Origin of the sequence: Algoriphagus lutimaris, from assembly GCF_017051705.1 — a bacterium.
Classification (GTDB): domain Bacteria; phylum Bacteroidota; class Bacteroidia; order Cytophagales; family Cyclobacteriaceae; genus Algoriphagus; species Algoriphagus lutimaris.
This window is the reverse complement of record NZ_JAFIDJ010000001.1, coordinates 1,492,953-1,510,410: the sequence shown is the minus strand read 5'-3', so window position 1 is coordinate 1,510,410 and position 17,458 is coordinate 1,492,953. Positions and strand designations below refer to the sequence as shown.

Genomic DNA, 17,458 nt, shown 5'->3' with positions numbered 1-17,458 from the left:
TCATTCCTTCTTTTGTGAAATTTCAATTAGGATGGAGGTTCCTTCACCAATTTTACTCTCTACTTTTATTGTGCCTCCATGTGCTTTTATAATGTCATAACTTAAACTTAAACCTAAGCCAGTACCTTGACCAGTTTCTTTGGTAGTAAAAAAAGGTTGAAAGATTTTATGCCTTATTTCTTCAGGAATTCCATTTCCATTATCGCTGATTTTCAGTTGAATTTGACCGTCTAATAGTTTGGTAGATACAGAAACTACGGGTTGGAATGATTCTCCGAGCTGTTGCTTTTTTTCATTGACCGAATAAAAAGAGTTGTTGATCATATTTAATAACACTCGTCCAAAATCTTGGGCTATAATTTCGACTTTAGGCAAATTCGGATCAAGATCCATTTTTAATTCAGAATTGAAGGATTTGTCTTTGGCTCGTAAGCCATGGTAGGCCAATCTTAAATATTCATCTGCCAAGCCATTAAGGTCAGTCCATTCTTTTTGACCTGTACTTGCTCGGGAATGTTGAAGCATTCCTTTGACAATGGAGTCAGCTCTTTTGCCATGATGGTTGATTTTTTCCAAGTTTCCTTTCAGGTCCTGGCAAATGGCCTTTACCTCATCAAAGTCTTTGTTTTCTATTTCTTCCTGAATTTCTTCCAGCAATTCATTGCTGAGCTCTGAGAAGTTGTTGACAAAATTGAGTGGATTTTGGATTTCGTGGGCAATTCCAGCAGTCAACTCGCCCAGAGAAGCCATTTTTTCTGATTGAATCAGAAGGTCTTGCGTTTCTTTAAGCTCTTTTAAGGTGTCTTCGATCTGTTCTTTTGCTTTTTGGAGTTGCTCGTTCTTCAACATTAAGTTTTGTGTTTGCTCTTCGACTTTCTGTTTCAACTCATCGTTCTTTTTCTGCCACTCCGTCACATGCCAGGCATCTTTTTCTACATTGACTGGTGTACTGCCATGCCAATGGATGAGTTTCCAGGAATCCTGTTTCCATTCAAAAAGACTACTCAACCTGAAGTCAATAGTATTCACTCCAACCTTACTTTTGATAGATAAATCAAATTCCTGAACTAAGAGCGCAAGATCTTTAGATAGATTTTGCCATTGATGAAAGGGCTTTTCTACAAAAGAAACTTCTATTCCCATTTCTTGGGATTGTTGGTATTGTAAAACCAATATTTTCATGAATTCTTGAAAATTATGGGCTCGTTCATCTTGGGTAGTGCCAAAACCACTTACTTCTTCTGCGATAAACTCAGGAATCTTTTCCAAAGGATACTCAGAAGTGAATATCTTCAGTATTTCTTCTTTTGATTTTTGAAGTAAGTAATCTTTATCTAAACTCATCTCTTATCAATTGAATGGTCTTGATTCATTGAAGAATTAGAATCTATTCAGTGTTTGTAGTGCTTTTCTAAAAATGGTGGCCCTAACCCTAGCATGAAGTAAACCAATAAGCTTTTTTAACCCGAAGGGATTAAAGAAATAATTTAAAGTTAGCTGCTGGTTTTTGCATCATGAAGAACTTTTATTGAAGTAAAGTACCATAAGAATGAATGGGATGGATAAACTGTTATTACTATCCATACTTTAGGCACTTACCTTCAGATAATTTAACAGAAAATATTGGTAAAAAATATTTTATAGGGATTAACTACAAAAAAATAGATTTTAAATTTGATAGACAGATTTTTTAACTAAATAATATTTTGAAAAATAACCTTTTCTAGCATAGAAAATTCCGATTTAAAAAGATGTTTAAATGGGTTTCAGCAAAAAAATCGTAGATATATGAAAATTTCGTAGTGTTTCTAAAAAATTCATTTTAGATTAGACATATGAATGAATTAAACCACAACGAAGAATTGATCATGGGTATTTTTTGGAAGCTTGAAAATGCCTTGGTCAGAGATGTTTTGGAGGAATTACCCGAACCAAAACCGCCTTACACTACTTTGGCTTCTTCCATCAGATTATTGGAAAAGAAGGGGTATCTCAGTCATAAGACCTATGGAACCACCCATTTGTTTTTTCCAATTATCTCTCAAGCAGAGTATAGTAAAAAGAGCATCAATAGAATCGTCAAGAATTTCTTTGAAGGTTCTGTTAGTAACTTTCTTTCCTTTATGGTTAAAGAAAAGAATATCTCTGATGATGAGATCCAGGATTTGCAAAAGCTAATAGAGGACTACGAAAACCCCAAGAAAAATGAATGATTTATTAACCTATTTACTCGAGGCGAGTATTTGCCTTACAGCCTCTTTGGTCTTTTATAGATTGGTATTGAGTGAATTGACTTTCTTTTCTTTGAATAGGTTTTTTCTTCTTTCGATGTTGGCAATTTCATTGATGATTCCAGCTATTTCCATTGATTTTGCTCTGTTTCAAAACAACGATGTGATACAAGAGGTAACCCTTCCCTTGGTTTGGGTAGGAGATCAGGTAGCCAATAATCAAAGTGTTTTTGATCTAAATTGGCTTCAATTAATTGGTGGGATTTATTTACTAGGTGTATTATTTACTGCATCTAGATTGATTTTGGGATTTTTTCAGTCGTTCAATTTACTGGGTAAATCCAACTTACTTTTTTATCAAAATCAAATGATCGCAGTGCACCCTGATTTCAGTCCTGCTTCCTTTTTTCAATATATTTTGTTACCTGAGTTTCATATGGATGATGAAGATCAGCAACGGATTATTCTTCATGAATCGGTTCATGTCAAGAAGAAGCACAGTTGGGATTTACTTTTTCTACAGTTAGCAAAAACTGTTTTTTGGTTCAATCCCTTGATATACATCTATGAGAATTCGATTCGGGAGGTGCATGAATTTCAGGCGGATCAAGGAGTGACTGAGTCCTATTCCCAATCTGACTATTCAAGACTTCTTTTGAGGTTGTTAACAGCAGGAAGGGGTTGGCAATTCATGAACAACTTTAACCAATTTCAAACCAAAAAAAGGATTATCATGATGAATAAAACAAAATCTCAAAGCAAACAGAAAAGCCGTTTTTTATGGGCTGTACCGGTGTTGGGACTTTTGTTTTTTGCATTTTCCTGTGATCTCGCTCAAGTTGATGAAGAATTAGAAGGGCCTGTTCAAAATGGGGAAAAAGAAGTTGCGGTAGGTATTACTGATTTAAAAGCAAGGATAAATGATGTAGGTAAAGATGGAGAGGAAATTTTTGATATAGTAGAAAATCAACCTATTCCTCCAGGTGGAATGAAAGGGTGGAATGAGTATTTGGCTAATAATTTATCCTATCCTGATCAGGCCCGAAGAATGGGAGTGGAGGGTACTGTCATCGTAAAGTTTGTGGTGAATAAGGATGGATCTGTTTCCAATGTTGAAATTTTAAGAGGTATTGGTGCAGGTGCAGATGAAGAAGCGCTGCGAGTAGTGCAAAATTCTCCTGATTGGAAGCCTGGAAATCAAAGAGGCCGAGCTGTCAATACCAGAATGAGATTGCCGATCCGGTTTATGCTAGGCAATGGTGAAGTCTCTAAAGAACCATCCCAAGTAAAAAAGGACTTTCCTGAAGAAATTGAGATTCCGATCTCTAATTAATTCAATATGTAAAACCCAAAAAATGTATAACAATGAAAACTAGCGCAAAACCAATTATTATAACTACCCTGATGCTGTGCATGATTTTTTTCATGAATGTTCAGGAAGGTACTGCTCAAACTCAAGAAGTTCATCAGGAGGTAGATGTGATGCCACAACCACCAGGAGGTATGTCGGGATTGATGGCATTTATGATGGAGAATTTGAAATATCCAGAGCAAGCAAAGGAAAAAGGAGTTGAGGGAGTAGTGGTAGTTTCTTTTGTGGTGCAACAGGATGGGTCTATTTCCAATCCTGAAATTTTAAAAGGTATAGGAGCTGGCTGTGATGAAGAAGCGATTCGGGTTGTCAAAGCATTTCCAAGCTGGACGCCTGGGGAGAAAGATGGAAAAAAAGTAAATACACAAATTCAACTGCCAGTGAAATACAAGCTTTAGTTGATGGTTCTTGAATAATGAAAAGCCTCTGAAATGATGTGCCCCCAAAAAGTTAGGTACTTATTGGGGGCACATCAATATTCAAGTTGGCTTTATATTGGGAGCTTCCAAGGGAGTTAATCCATTTTGTCTCCGAAGAAAATTGCGTTTAGAAAGAGTTTGTTGGTACCAAACCAAGTTCCTCTGAAATTCGGGGAATCAAAGAAATTGATCACTCGTCCTCTTCCAACAGGAGAAACGATCAGACTTGCACTCTGCTTTAGCAGCTCCAGATTCTTATTAGAAATATACCCTCCAAGTAATGGGTTTTCGGTATATCGAATAGGAGTGAGGTACTTGTCTTTGCTTGGTTGAACGAAGATGGAATTGTTTCTATATACAGGAAGTGTTTCTCTATTGTAGCCATATGTGATGGGATGGGTAAGATCCAACCTCGCCATGTAGATACTTCCACCCACTTGTTTTGCCCCTTCAAATGCAGACCTTTCAGCAAATGGAAGCTCTTTTGGGTCTGTGCTTTCCCCTCGAGCGACCATATTTTCTTTAATAATTTCCTTTTGATTTAACCAAAGACTGGCAGTTTTCATGGAAATCACGGTTCCTCCTCTATTAATCCAGTCTTTTAGATGGTTTACCACTGATTCCGAAAAAGAATTGTAATTACCTGATGGAAGGATAAGCGTATTATAATCATATAGATTTACTCTTCCCATCTGATCAGAATTGACTTTGGTAATCGGCATGCCTAGCTCAGAGTCTAGTAAATACCAGATTTCACCAGCTTCGTAACTGGACACTCCATCTCCCACCACCATGATGACTTTTGGTTGGGTTACTGCACCCACTAGATTGGAACCAAGATCAATTCCTTCCAAATTGAAACCAGTACTAGTAGCATAGACCTGCTGATGATTCACCATTGATAAAGTTTTCAATTCATCTACTAAATTGCTTTCACTCAAACTTTGGAATCCCATGGGGATCATCAAGGTTCCTGCACTAAATTCTCTGGGTCCATTTTGGGTTTGGGAAGTAAAAGGTCTGTTGATAATTTCAACATGGATGCCTGCTTTCTGTAAATCGAAAAGCATTTTTGGAGCATAATAGTCAGACCAATCAATTAAGTAGGCATAAGCTTTTCCATCTGGAAATTCATAGGGAGTAGGAGTATTGTTAATTACTTGTTCCCCCAACTTTACAGATGGACCGGCAGCGAAAGGCATACCATAGGCATGTGCCATGGTCCACGTAGATGCATCATAAAAAACAGAATCGGCAAACTCGGTGACTTCTTCAAACATAGTTCTCACCATTCTATACTGTGGTTGTGAAGTAGGAACGACCCAGGATTTTCCTTTCTTGAAATCATAGCCACCCAAACTTAGGTCAGCAGTGTTTTCATAGACTTTGATTTGATGGTCCATTAAGAATTGAACAAACATTCTGTTTCTATTCTCGTCAAATTCATCCCCAAAAACATAATTCTTGGTAGGGTCTTTCGCTCCTTCAGTAACTGCAGTTTCAAAGAACTCTCTTAAATAATCATGCATGAAGTTTTTGTTGTCCAATGCAGCTTCCATAGTGGCCAGGGAACTTCTTACATGGTTTCGAATTGTAAATTCAAAGCTAATGTCACCTCTTTGGCTGCTCTGCAAATGACCACGACTACTTGCTTGCTCAAACACTAGTCCCAAACCTCCATGGATATCAGGGTAGGTACTTCCATAGCCTGGGTAGCTGTTGTCAAAGACTTCTTTGGTCCAATACAGGCTACCGATTTCATCTAGGTATTTTGAAAAATATTTCGCAAATCTCGTGTTGATGTCATCGTAATTTTTTCTGGGTACCACAGGGTTTTCGCTTCCATATGGTTTGGTAGGTTCAAAGAAATAGGTGCTGTTTGTTCCCATTTCATGGAAGTCAGTAGTCACATTAGGATACCAAGTATGATACCAGGCAATTTTGGCCTGGGATTCAGGGTGTGCCAAAGGAAGCCAATCACGGTTCAAGTCAAACCAATAGTGGTTGGTTCGACCTCCCGGCCAAACTTCGTTATGTTCCCTATCCATAGGATCTGCTACAGGAGGGAAGCCTTTATTGGTATTGGCCCAATGACTGTGACGATCTCTTCCGTCTGGGTTGACTGTTGGATCAAAATGGACCACTGCATTTTCTCTTAAGTTTTTCGCTAAATCTGATTGAGAGGCTAATAGCCAGTAGGCGGTAAGCATGGCCGCTTCCGCAGAAGAAGGCTCATTTCCATGTACTCCATATCCTTGGTGAATAATGGATGGCATGGTGCTCACATCTGGTTTCGGTTGTGAAGGGTCTGCTAATTGTAATTGCTTTAACCTAATCTCTTCCAAATTCCCCATATTGGCTTCAGAGGCAATGGTTAAAATGATCTTGGGTCGCAATTCATGCGTATAACCGATCGTTTTTAGGGAAGCCATTTCCGAGAGTTCGTCGAGCTTTTCAAAATATTTGACTATTAGATCATATCGGGTATGCCAATCACCAATTTTATAGCCAAGGAATTCGGAAGGGGATGGAACATTCGGGTTAAATGTCTCACCGGGAAAGAAGTAGTTTTCTTGTGCCTGACTGGTCAAACACATGAATATTCCGAGAAATAAAGAAAGTAGTGGTTTTTTCATAGGTCCAATTTATTTCAAAATCGAATAGAATTTCAGGGAAAATGGTAAAAATCCATCAATGGTTTTTTGTTTGCTGTCAATTTGAAGTAAATTATCCTCCTTAGTATTTATCCTAAAATAATCTATTGTATGAAAAAGACATCGCTGACCCTGGCGCTTACCTTATCAGCATTTAGTATCAGCTTTTTAGCTTATGCTCAAGAGAAAACCCCGCCTCCAATGAGACCAGAGGCAACTGAATTTTACACTCCAGTACCTCCAAGAGTTACTCCTGGAGCCAATAACACTGCACCACCATCTGATGCCATCGTTTTGTTTGATGGAACGAGCTTGAATGGTTTTGTAAGCGCAAAAGATGGGACCAGTCCGGCAGAATGGACCATCGAAAATGGTGAGTTGGTAGTTACTCGCGGAAAAGGTGATATTCAATCCAAACTTGCTTTTGGAGATGCACAATATCATGTAGAATGGTCAGCACCTACCGAAATTGTTGGGGAAGGTCAAGGCCGTGGTAATTCAGGCTTCTTTTTGATGGGATTGTATGAAGTTCAAGTATTGGATAGCTACGAAAGTAAAACCTATACCAATGGTCAAGCAGGTAGTATTTACAAGCAGTTTGCTCCTTTGGCAATGGCTTTAAGACCTCCTGGTGAATGGAATTACTATGACATCATCTTTAAAGCACCTCGCTTTAACAAAGATGGGATCGTCACTTCTCCAGCTACTGTTACCGTGTTAATGAATGGAGTTTTGGTTCAAAACCATGTTACCTTAAAAGGTCCAACCGAATACATTGGTATTCCAAATTATAAAGCACATCCAGAAGAATTGCCTCTCAAATTGCAAGACCATGGAAACCCAGTAAGATTTAGAAATATTTGGGTTCGTAAGCTTTAAATAATCATTTGAAAGGAGCAACATATTTTTATGCTGCTCCTTTTTTTGTCCAAACTCAATAAACCAAATAACCATGTCATCTAGAAGACGATTTATCCAAAATTCCATTCTGGTAGGAGCAGGATTAAGCATGCCTACGATCTTGACCGCAGCAGATTTTGGAAGATACACCCGAAAAGTAAAACCATCTGATCAATTGAACTATGGATTGATTGGAGCAAATGGAATGGGCTGGTCCAATATGAACGCCCATCTGAAATTACCTGAAGTCAATTGCGTGGCAATTGCTGATGTGGATCAAAGTGTTTTGGACCGGAGAAGTGAAGATGTATTCAAACTTCGTGGAACCCGTCCCAAGCTGTACAAGGATTATCGAAAGTTGCTGGAGGATCCAGATATAGATATTGTCATCATTGGGACTCCAGACCATTGGCATTGCCTGAATATGGTGGATGCCGTTTCTGCCGGAAAGAATGTGTATGTAGAGAAACCTATTGCTAATACAATAGAAGAGTGTCAACTGATGGTAAAAGCTCAGGAGCGATATGGGAAAGTGGTGCAAGTAGGGCAGTGGCAGCGTTCCGGAACACAATATGCCCAAGCAATAGATTATGTGAAATCTGGCCAGTTGGGCCAAATTCGATTGGTTAAATGTTGGGCCTACCAGGGTTGGATGAAGCCTGTTCCAGTATTGCCAAATGGAACTGCCCCTGCTGGGGTAGATTATAAGATGTGGTTAGGACCTGCGCCTGAGCGTCCTTTCAACCCCAATAGATTCCATTTCAATTTCCGTTGGTTTTGGGACTATGCAGGTGGCTTGATGACGGATTGGGGAGTACATGAAATCGATATAGCCCTCTATGCAATGGGAGTGAGCGCACCTAAATCCGTGATGGCTTCTGGAGGAAAATTTGCTTACCCGGATGATGCTTCTGAAACCCCAGATACCCTTCAGACGGTATATGAGTACGACGGATTTAATATGCTCTGGGAACATGCCACAGGTATAGATGGAGGTAATTATGGTACTACTGAGGGAATTGCTTTTATTGGAAACAATGCAACTTTGGTGGTGAATAGAGGAGGATGGAAAGTGATTCCTGAAACGGAGAATAAAGATGGACAGCGTGTTCCAAAAGTGGCTGAGGTTCCTCATACTCGAGGAGAAGGAAATGCCTTGGATCATCATGCTGTCAATTTTGTGGAAGCGGTGAAGGCGAATGATCCGAGTTTGTTGCATTGTGCCATTCAAACAGGAAGTGTGGCCGCTATTAATGCGCAGATGGGAAATATTGCCTATAAGACCGGTAAGAAAGTGTATTGGGATGCTACCAAAAATCAGTTTACGGATTCAGAGGCCAACCAATTGATCAAGGCGCATTACCACAATGGATGGGAACTGCCGAAAGTTTAAAATTTAAAGAAGTTAAACTTAGAAATGACCCTCCAATTCATTGGAGGGTTTTTTTATTTTCTGAAATTAAAGCGGTATTCGAAATTCAATAAAATCTGGCTGTTTCGAGGGTTGTTGTATCCTGGATATCCTCCATCGGTAACATCTGAAAATTGATAAGTCAGGTTGAACAAATACTTTCTTTCTATGATCGCTTGAGCTTGGATGAATGTTCCCAGGTCACTGGTTCCAATTCTAAATTTATTTCCTGCGGGCAACCCAAATCCTGTTCCGATTGCGCCTTCAAACCTCATCCCTGGAAAGGGGCTAGGAAGATTGTTGGAAACTCCTCCATCAATGAATAGAATTCTTTCTGGCCCAATTCTCATATAGGATTGGATATAAACTGGTGTATTTACAATTAAAGTTGCAGGGTCGGGTTTATCTACTTCCTTTTCTGTAAAACCATTCCATCCTAGACTTCCCAAATGAAGCCCAGCTCCTAATCCAATCCATTTCCAATCTTTTTTGACATAAGGGTTTACTGAGAAAAGAGTTTTGCTTTTGGAGGTAATTGGATCAGCATCGAGCTTCTTCTCTGTAAGTTGACCATAAGAGAGATTAATGCCATAGGTTAATATTCCATCATCACTGATTTTTGCTCTTCCAATCCCAAGGCCTCCTGTCGAATAAGTAGATTCAAATGCAGAATATTGATAGTTATTTGCACAACCAGAATTGCTACTTGAGGAGCCTCTATAAACTGAGGTAGAAAAATAATTTCCGGATGAATACCCTCCTTTGATAAAATCATAGCTTTTTACCTGAGTGCTGTCTTTAGGTAATTTGTTCCAAGTTTGACTCATTAAAAAAACAGGTAGAATCATACTAGCTAACACTCCCCAACGAAATTGAGGAACCGTATTTTCTTTAAAATAATGAACGGAAAAGAGGGCTATACTGGGAAAAAGCATGAGGTTCATTGCTAGCAATTCAGCGAAACTCATCCAGAATCTTAGGGACCAAGTCATCACTACTGTCATCCCTAAAAAAATGATAGCGGTAAAAAAGCTTGGATAGTAGTTTTTTGTGACTAAGGTCAAATGCTCGGATTTTCTTTCCCTATATATAATGATGAGTGTGGTGAAAATAGAGATGAAAAGTAAAACCCACTGCATGGTTTTCAGACCATAAACTAGTGTTCCACCCATGGCGTGTGCACTAGGATCCCTAAAAAACTCTGTAAAAAATCTGATAAAAGCCCAGATACTTAAAGAAATCAAAAATAAATTTCCGGACTTCTTAATTTTCTTTTTTAAATAAACTAAAATCAGGATTACCGCGATCCCATTTAAGATTTCATAGAACTGAAAAGGATGTAAACTAGGAGTGGGGGAGTTCAGTCCCTCTAAGAGTTCAAGATTAAAATAATGGGCATGTGGAGGGCTATCAAATCCATACCTTACCCCCCAGGGTAATGTGGTTGGAGTACCATAGCAACATCCTAATAGCAGACATCCAAAACGTTGTAAAGCCAACCCAACAGGAAAGGCAAAAGCAAATGAATCAATACTTGAAAATGAGATTTTAAACAGTTTAATCCCGATTATAAAGCTGATCAGCCCCAAAAGAACTCCTCCCAAAAGAACTTTTCCTTCCGCCTCAGGAAGGGCTAGGTTTTGGAATAGGTGCAGCCATTCAGAAGATTCATAAGAATTGACTTTGGTGCCAATGATGAAAAAAAGCCTTGAGAATGCTAACACAATCAACCAACTAACAAGAGGTATTTTTCTTTTAATACCCTCTAAAATCAGGATAGCGGTTACAGCTAAGAAAGCGATGATATAGAAGATGTTAAAAAAAGAAGAGAGGTAATCTCCCCCTAGAATCATGGCCAGATCATTTCGAAAAAGTAATTTCATCTCCTGTTGATAAATAGTACTTTGAATTTAGCCATAAACTATCATTCAATATTTTCTGGGAAGGATTAAAAATTGCAATAAATGCAAAAGTGTAAAATAATATTTTGCATAATATCATTTTTCCGGAAGTATAGTGTTTTTCCGGAACTTGTTTAAGAATTGGTGAGTTGCTGGAATGGAGGGTGTCTAAAAAAGGAATGAATACCAATAAAAAAGCACTGAGATTGCTCTCAGTGCTTCAAATGTCAATTTTAATTTTTTACTATTCTAATCCTAAGGCTTTTGCAGCATTGACATAACCTGCTCCATAATATTCATCATTTCCTGGCTTACCAAGATCTGTTGAAGAGCTGAATAGGGTAGTCTTCACTTGTGCAGGTTTCATTGCTCCTCCATTTGATTCCATAATGAGTGCAACTACTCCAGCTACTGCAGGAGCTGCCATAGAAGTACCTTGTGCCCAACCGTAAGATCCATTTGTAGTTCCTCTGACAGTACTAAATACCATATCGAATACATAGCAAAATCTTACAAGAGATAAATTGGTGCCGTCCAATTGACAATTCGAAAAATTCCCGTCAATCAAAGCAAGACCTACAGTACCCCCTGGAGCAGCAATGTCCACTCCAGATTTACCGGAATTGGTATAATAAGCTGGATCCGTAAAATTAGATGCTCCTAATTGCCAGCCGGTAGGCCCAGTAGAACCAACAGAAATGATATGTTGATTTTGTGCTGGGATCACAGTGAATTCATTATTGTCGTCCAAGTTTAATCCATCATTTCCGGCAGCTACAATAATGGTTACGCCAAGTTGATAAGCATAACGGCTCACACGATCAAAAATCTTCTGTAACTCTGTAATGGCCTCTCTGAATTCCTTATCCTTCCAATCAGTTCTATAATCGATGGTAGCTCCAAGACTCATATTTATTACCTGAGCTCCTGCTCCCCCCATAGATTGAGGAGTAGCTGCATAAACCATTCCTTCTAGAACCCATTCAAATGCTCCAGAACCACTGTGAAGGGATTTAACCCCAATCAAAGTAGCTTTTGGTGCAATTCCGACAGTAGCTAACCCTGAAGACGCTACAATCCCAGCCACGTGAGTTCCATGCCAAAAAGTTCCAGTATCAAAGTTCCAAGGTTGTCCTGGAACAGTTGAAACAGAACTAGCCATGTCCAGATTAGGGGCAAGGTCTTGATGGGATGAATGGATACCTCCATCGATAATAGCAACTCTAACACCTTCACCTGTATAGCCATTGTCCCAGGCGGTAGGAGCGTTGATTGATTCAGGAGCCCATTGGAAACCATCGAAAAATGCACTTTGGTAATCAAAGGGATCGCCTTGTGCTACAGGTCCTTCTAGTTCATTTACCTCTTCAGGATCTTTGGTGTACTGCAAAATAAAGTCTGGAGTTACCGATTCAACACTACTGATCTTTCGTGCTTTAATAAGAAATTCCGAAGATTTGGATATAGCCACCGCAACCCCAATTTCAGGATAAGACTTCACGATCTCTCCTCCTGCATCAGCAATACTTTTTCCGATGTTTTTAGGTAGATTATCTCCTTTCGTTAAGATAAGATACCTACCTGTATAGTCGCCTACTCTTAAGTTGGAAAAATCTGTGACTACAGGTAATTCATTTAGATTAAAACGACTGGTATTTAATTCATCTTCAGAGGCCATGGTATTTACATGTTCATCTTCAATGATGATGCTTTCGCAAGCATTAAATAAAAAGCCCAAAGCAATTAAAAAGGGCAGAAATCTGGATTTTTTAAGTTGTTTCATAAAGTTAATTGGTTGATGAAAAATTGTTGAAATGGGTTTTTAATGTTTGACTGAAAAGAGGCTACATGCTTAAAATATGATTGATATTTGCAGCTTTTCTTCACCTCCTTAATATATAATTAAAACCTCTAATAATATAAAAAAATATCAATCACTTTCTGATATTTAAGGATTTAGGGTAAATATTACAAAAAAACTAAAGTATCTAGTATTTAATATATTAGTATTGCAATCTTGATTAAAAAATTACTTTTTAACTGCCTGAAGTTTATTTGTACAATCCGTTTAGGAAAAAATCTAGTGAAAATTAATTTAAGTGATAGGAAGGCATGTAACTAAAAAATAATAAAAAGGGAAAAGAGATTACCTCATCCAAGAATCAAGATTTAAAGAGTTGAAAAAATTGCCTTCCAGCTCCCCATAATTTTCTTTTGATAATATTACACTGCTTTTTTAAAATTGGCTCAAGGTCCAAAAAGTAAAAAATTTCAATTCTTGCCAATCTCAAAATTTGTTTTGGTAAAAATCAATTTTATGTTTGATGAAAAGGGCTTTTAAATTCCGTCGGGAGCCAGCGGGTTTTTCCATCAGTAAAGCATATCTTCAGAACCTGAGCTTATTCATTAATTCTTACCTATGAAAACATCCAAACCTAGTGGCCTACTGATGTTGATGTCCTTGGTTCTTCTTTTTTCCTGTAAGACTGTCACCCAATGGGAGGGACAAGGACCTATTCAGATTATAGAGACAACAGATCAACCGATCACTCTCGAGACCAAACAAAAATTTGATGCAGGGGAGGGAGTTTATTTCTCCAATGAACTGGAAGGGGCCAGGCTGAATGAAGTAAAGAGAGTTAATGATACGTTAATCCAGGTGACGATTTTACCGGAAAACCAACCGATCAATCCTAGCCCTTGGTATGGGTTCAAACTATGGTCTAAAGAGTCCAAGGAATTTTGGATCCAGTTTACCTATGGAGGTATTGGGTTTCACCGTTATTTTCCAAAATTCAGTAGAGATGGAGTAAATTTTGTCAACGTGGATTCTACTGATTTTTTTCAACCTGAAACAGACGAAAGGAGACCAGAGCTTGGATTTTTGAAAGTAGCAAGTTCTTCTGATACGTTGTGGATTGCTGCTCAGGACAGAATGGGGACTGCTCATGTACAACAATGGAAAGAGGACCTTTTACAAAAAGAATTTGTTTCTAAGATTACAATTGGAAAAAGTAAAGGAGGAAGACCTTTGGAAGTGTTGAAGATCGGGGAAGCGGATGACAAGGAAATGTTGATGGTCATTTCTATGCAGCACCCCCCGGAATTGACAGGTTTTCTAGCAATGCAAGCTTTTATCGAAGAACTGGTGAAAGATAGTCCCCAAACCAGAAAATTTCGGAGAAAATACAATTTATATCTGATGCCCCAGATGAATCCCGATGGGGTGGCCAATGGGCATTGGAGACATAATTTAGGGGGAATCGATTTAAATCGGGACTGGGTGAATTTCAATCAACCTGAAACCAAGGCCTTATCGGATTTTATGGAAAATAAGGTAAAGGAAACAGGAGGGAAGTTTGTTTTTGCAGCCGACTTCCATTCTACTTGGGAGGATATTTTTTATACCAATAATGAAGAGTTGGAAGGAAATTTTCCGGGATTGATACCTAAAGTGATCAAAAATTCATCAAAAAGAATTCCAGGCTATGTGCCCAATATACGTCCTAACGAAGGAAATCAAAGAAGCGTTACTTCCAATTCCTATTTCTTTTTCGTCCATCAAGCCGAATCCATGACCTTTGAAGTAGGTGATAATACCCCCAGAGAAATCATTCAAATGAAAGGACAATATTTAGCAGAGGAGCTCATGAAAATCCTGAATAAAAAGCGTTGGGACTAATTGGTTGTTAGGTTAAAAAGAAAAAAGGCCAAGGAATTGAATTACTCCTTGGCCTTTTCTTAACTATGAATTATCTAGAATGCCAATGCGGCCAACCCTAATTTAGATTTAAGTGGATTAATGGACTGAAGGATTTTTCCTGAATATTTTTTAAATAAATCACTCCCAAGTAGATCAGTCAGAAATTTGGTTCTGCTATTCTTAAGGTTGAGGAAACTTGCTTTTTTGTCGTCTTCCGATGCTGAACTCCCATTTATTTTCATCAAGTCATCTACAAAGCTTTTATTGTTGACCTCCAGCTTACTTTGCTGATCTGAGCTCAAATCGAGACCCTTGGTGTCATTTAAAATGCCTAAAACTTGGGAAGCTATATCCATTTTTGGAATTTTTAGGCCTTGTGCCTGAGCACTCAACCCAACAAAGGCCAACATTGCAAAGGCAATTAAAAATTTGTTCAAATTCATAGTATTAAATTTTGATGTTAACTTGATATAAGCGTGAATAGTTTTGATCTTCTTTTAAGTTAAATAACCCTTTTCATAAATCCATTCCCTCTCCATTTTTGCCTCCTCCTATCTTGATAAAATAGATTCTTTTAAAGCACTAGCTGAAGACTTGGGAGTTGCTTGATTCATCCCTGCCAACATTTACTATGATGGATCTTCAGCAAAATTCATTAATTGATAAAGGTTAAAATTTAGTAAAATCAACTTATAATCCAATAAATTAAATTTTTAATAAATGGATTCATGAATTTCAAACCAAAAGAAGCTGAGAGGATTAAAAATCAATTCTTGTTTAGAACTTTATTTTCTTTCAAAAAGTTAGACCAGGCTTGTTTTAAATTGTTTTCGGTTCAAACAGTTGGAGTTTTAGAATCAAGATGATAGTCTAAAAAGCTTCATTGAATTTGATCAAAGTGGCTATCTTAATTATATATTTCTGTTTTGAATTTTTGTAATAATTCATTTAATGAAGGGCTTCGATTTTTATAAAGCCAAGTTTAACTGGTATCATCAGGTTCCAATTGGATTTTGTAACTCAATTCATAGGCTCAATTTTTAAGTGATATATAGTTTTTGATTTCCAATAACGAGTCGATGATGTAATCGGGATGGCCTGTTTCCAATTGGCTCGCTGTCTGAGCACCCGTAGTTACTCCAAATGTAAGTCCACATCCCGCAGATTTTCCTTCTTCAATATCCACAATGGAATCTCCGATTTTGGCAACTTTATTGGCATCATCAATTCCCATCTTTTCCATCGCCACAAAGATCATATCTGGTGCTGGTCTGCTGTTTTGTACGTCATCAGCGGTAACAAGAAGATCATAGGTTTCTCCTTCTTTCCATTGAAGTTTATCTAACAATGAAGTAGCCGTTTTTTCATTGTAACCCGTATTCAACACTACTTTGATATGATTGGATCGAAGGTCTTTAAAGAGGCTTTCAGTCCCCTCATAAGTGCTTACCTCTAGATCAGTATATGCTTTTTTAAGAATCTTTAGAAATTCTTCAAATGCGACCTGGGCATCCTTTTTTAGTTCCTCTTGAGAACTATAGGCTGGTTTTAAGATGTCTTTAATAGCTTGAAGTTTTTCTTTTCCTCCTCCATTTAATAAGACCGTATCCAAAGAAAAATTATGTCCAAGGTTATTGATGGCATTTTGAAGTGACTTGTACACTACATTATTTTCGTTGACAGTGGTTCCTGCCATATCGAAAATGACCATGTTGATTTCTGGTTTGTTATTCATTTTACTTTTTTTAAATGATCTTATTTAAATAGGCTTGATTCCTACTCTATACTTTTCCTCCGAATTCGCACTATCAAATGCTTCATCCAATTGAGCAAGAGGGTAGTCTTTGGATACCAAAGATTCAAATGGATATATTTTATTGGTTTCCCTTATAAACTGTATAGCATAGGCCAGGTCTTCTGGCATATAATTATGTAAACCCTTAATAGATAGAAGGTTTCGTACAATATATTCTGCGCTAATGGATAGGTTTCTTTGAGTATACACTGCCCCAACCCAAATAGAAATGCCTCCAATATTTAAAATACTCAATCCTTTTTCCATGGCTTCTGCGGAACCACTTGTATCTATCAACACATCAATCCCTCCAAGGGGCTGGGTGAGTTGTCTAATTTCCTCTAGGGAAAGTTGAGCATCTAAGCCGAGGTCACTACCAAAGTGTAATGTGTTTTCCACTCGGTCTGGATTGATATCCATTGAAAAAACTTGATCTGCACCTGCGTATTTGGACATTGCACAGGCAGAAATTCCCAACATTCCAGCCCCAATAACCAATACATTTTTGTGGATTAATTCTCCAGCAAGCCTTATAGCTCCCGCTATAGTCGCATGTGTACAATTTAAGGGAGTAGCTTCTTTGTGAGATATTCCCTCGGGAATTCTAAAAATATCTGTACCGGCTCTCAAATGGCAATGGGTAGCAAACCCACCACTTAAGATATCTTCTCCATTAACTTTCTCATGGCCATATTTGAAAAGATCTTCTGATTTTTGGGGAAAACCTTTTTGTGCCATTTTCCCATCGTGATCATGTGCGTAAACCGACCAGGTGACCAAATCATTCAATTGAAGCTGCTCTCCGACATAATCCCTAACACCTCCTTGAGCGATGTCGACCACTATACCAATAACTTCATGACCCAAGACACTGGGTGCATGCGATTTTCTTCTGCCATAGTAGGTATGAAGATCGCTGGTACATATGGTGGCGTATGTAATTTGAATTAATACTTCCCCTTTTTTAAGTACAGGGAACTTCACTGTTTGAGAGTTGAAAGGTTTTTCAATTTCTTGAAATACCATGGCGGTGGCCTCTTGGTTACACATGCTTTAAAACTTGTAGAAAATT

12 protein-coding genes and 2 pseudogenes are annotated in these 17,458 nt (G+C 38.1%); 7 read left to right on the top strand and 7 right to left on the bottom strand.

All coding sequences use genetic code 11. From position 1 onward, the window contains the following. Positions 1–1,344, bottom strand: a complete 1,344-nt coding sequence (locus JYB62_RS06155) for an ATP-binding protein (RefSeq protein WP_205644537.1) — start codon at positions 1,342–1,344, stop codon at positions 1–3. A 491-nt stretch (positions 1,345–1,835) separates the two neighbouring features. Between JYB62_RS06155 and JYB62_RS06150 the strand changes: the two genes are divergently transcribed. From JYB62_RS06150 to JYB62_RS06140, 4 genes and pseudogenes are all read left to right on the top strand, one after another. Continuing rightward, positions 1,836–2,213, top strand: a complete 378-nt coding sequence (locus JYB62_RS06150) for a BlaI/MecI/CopY family transcriptional regulator (protein WP_074223727.1) — start codon at positions 1,836–1,838, stop codon at positions 2,211–2,213. Next, positions 2,206–2,955 (top strand): annotated as a pseudogene (locus JYB62_RS20035) (M56 family metallopeptidase); the annotation flags it as partial. The gene JYB62_RS06150 and the pseudogene JYB62_RS20035, both read left to right, overlap by 8 nt. Positions 2,956–3,171: 216 nt before the next feature. After that, positions 3,172–3,486: pseudogene (locus JYB62_RS20030) on the top strand (energy transducer TonB); the annotation flags it as partial. Between the two features lie 110 nt (positions 3,487–3,596). Then, entirely contained in the window at positions 3,597–4,001 is a 405-nt protein-coding gene (locus JYB62_RS06140; RefSeq protein WP_205644536.1) for a TonB family protein, read from the top strand. Between the two features lie 116 nt (positions 4,002–4,117). Here the strand turns inward: JYB62_RS06140 and JYB62_RS06135 are convergent, their stop codons facing one another. Next, positions 4,118–6,658, bottom strand: a complete 2,541-nt coding sequence (locus JYB62_RS06135) for a M14 metallopeptidase family protein (RefSeq protein WP_205644535.1) — start codon at positions 6,656–6,658, stop codon at positions 4,118–4,120. 129 nt (positions 6,659–6,787) lie between these two features. Between JYB62_RS06135 and JYB62_RS06130 the strand changes: the two genes are divergently transcribed. Then, positions 6,788–7,555: a 3-keto-disaccharide hydrolase gene (locus tag JYB62_RS06130; RefSeq protein WP_205644534.1), complete on the top strand. Its 768-nt coding sequence runs from the start codon at positions 6,788–6,790 to the stop codon at positions 7,553–7,555. 73 nt (positions 7,556–7,628) lie between these two features. Further along, positions 7,629–8,969: a Gfo/Idh/MocA family protein gene (locus tag JYB62_RS06125; protein ID WP_074223733.1), complete on the top strand. Its 1,341-nt coding sequence runs from the start codon at positions 7,629–7,631 to the stop codon at positions 8,967–8,969. A 53-nt stretch (positions 8,970–9,022) separates the two neighbouring features. Here the strand turns inward: JYB62_RS06125 and JYB62_RS06120 are convergent, their stop codons facing one another. Both JYB62_RS06120 and JYB62_RS06115 read right to left on the bottom strand, forming a co-directional pair. Next, positions 9,023–10,870: a prolipoprotein diacylglyceryl transferase gene (locus JYB62_RS06120; protein WP_205644532.1), complete on the bottom strand. Its 1,848-nt coding sequence runs from the start codon at positions 10,868–10,870 to the stop codon at positions 9,023–9,025. A 262-nt stretch (positions 10,871–11,132) separates the two neighbouring features. Continuing rightward, positions 11,133–12,671: a S8 family peptidase gene (locus JYB62_RS06115; protein ID WP_205644531.1), complete on the bottom strand. Its 1,539-nt coding sequence runs from the start codon at positions 12,669–12,671 to the stop codon at positions 11,133–11,135. Positions 12,672–13,307: 636 nt separating this feature from the next. On the opposite strand from JYB62_RS06115, the gene JYB62_RS06110 reads away from it, so the two are divergent. Further along, on the top strand, positions 13,308–14,570 hold the full coding sequence (locus JYB62_RS06110) for a M14 family metallopeptidase (protein ID WP_205644530.1): 1,263 nt from the start codon (positions 13,308–13,310) through the stop codon (positions 14,568–14,570). A 74-nt stretch (positions 14,571–14,644) separates the two neighbouring features. Here the strand turns inward: JYB62_RS06110 and JYB62_RS06105 are convergent, their stop codons facing one another. The 3 genes from JYB62_RS06105 to JYB62_RS06095 form a co-directional block, all read right to left on the bottom strand. Next, positions 14,645–15,034: a hypothetical protein gene (locus JYB62_RS06105; RefSeq protein ID WP_205644529.1), complete on the bottom strand. Its 390-nt coding sequence runs from the start codon at positions 15,032–15,034 to the stop codon at positions 14,645–14,647. 590 nt (positions 15,035–15,624) lie between these two features. Continuing rightward, the gene (locus tag JYB62_RS06100) at positions 15,625–16,326 is read right to left on the bottom strand and encodes an HAD-IA family hydrolase (RefSeq protein ID WP_205644527.1); all 702 of its coding nucleotides are present in this window, start codon (positions 16,324–16,326) and stop codon (positions 15,625–15,627) included. A 24-nt stretch (positions 16,327–16,350) separates the two neighbouring features. After that, the gene (locus JYB62_RS06095; RefSeq protein ID WP_205644526.1) at positions 16,351–17,436 is read right to left on the bottom strand and encodes a zinc-binding dehydrogenase; all 1,086 of its coding nucleotides are present in this window, start codon (positions 17,434–17,436) and stop codon (positions 16,351–16,353) included. Between the last annotated feature and the right edge of the window lie 22 nt (positions 17,437–17,458).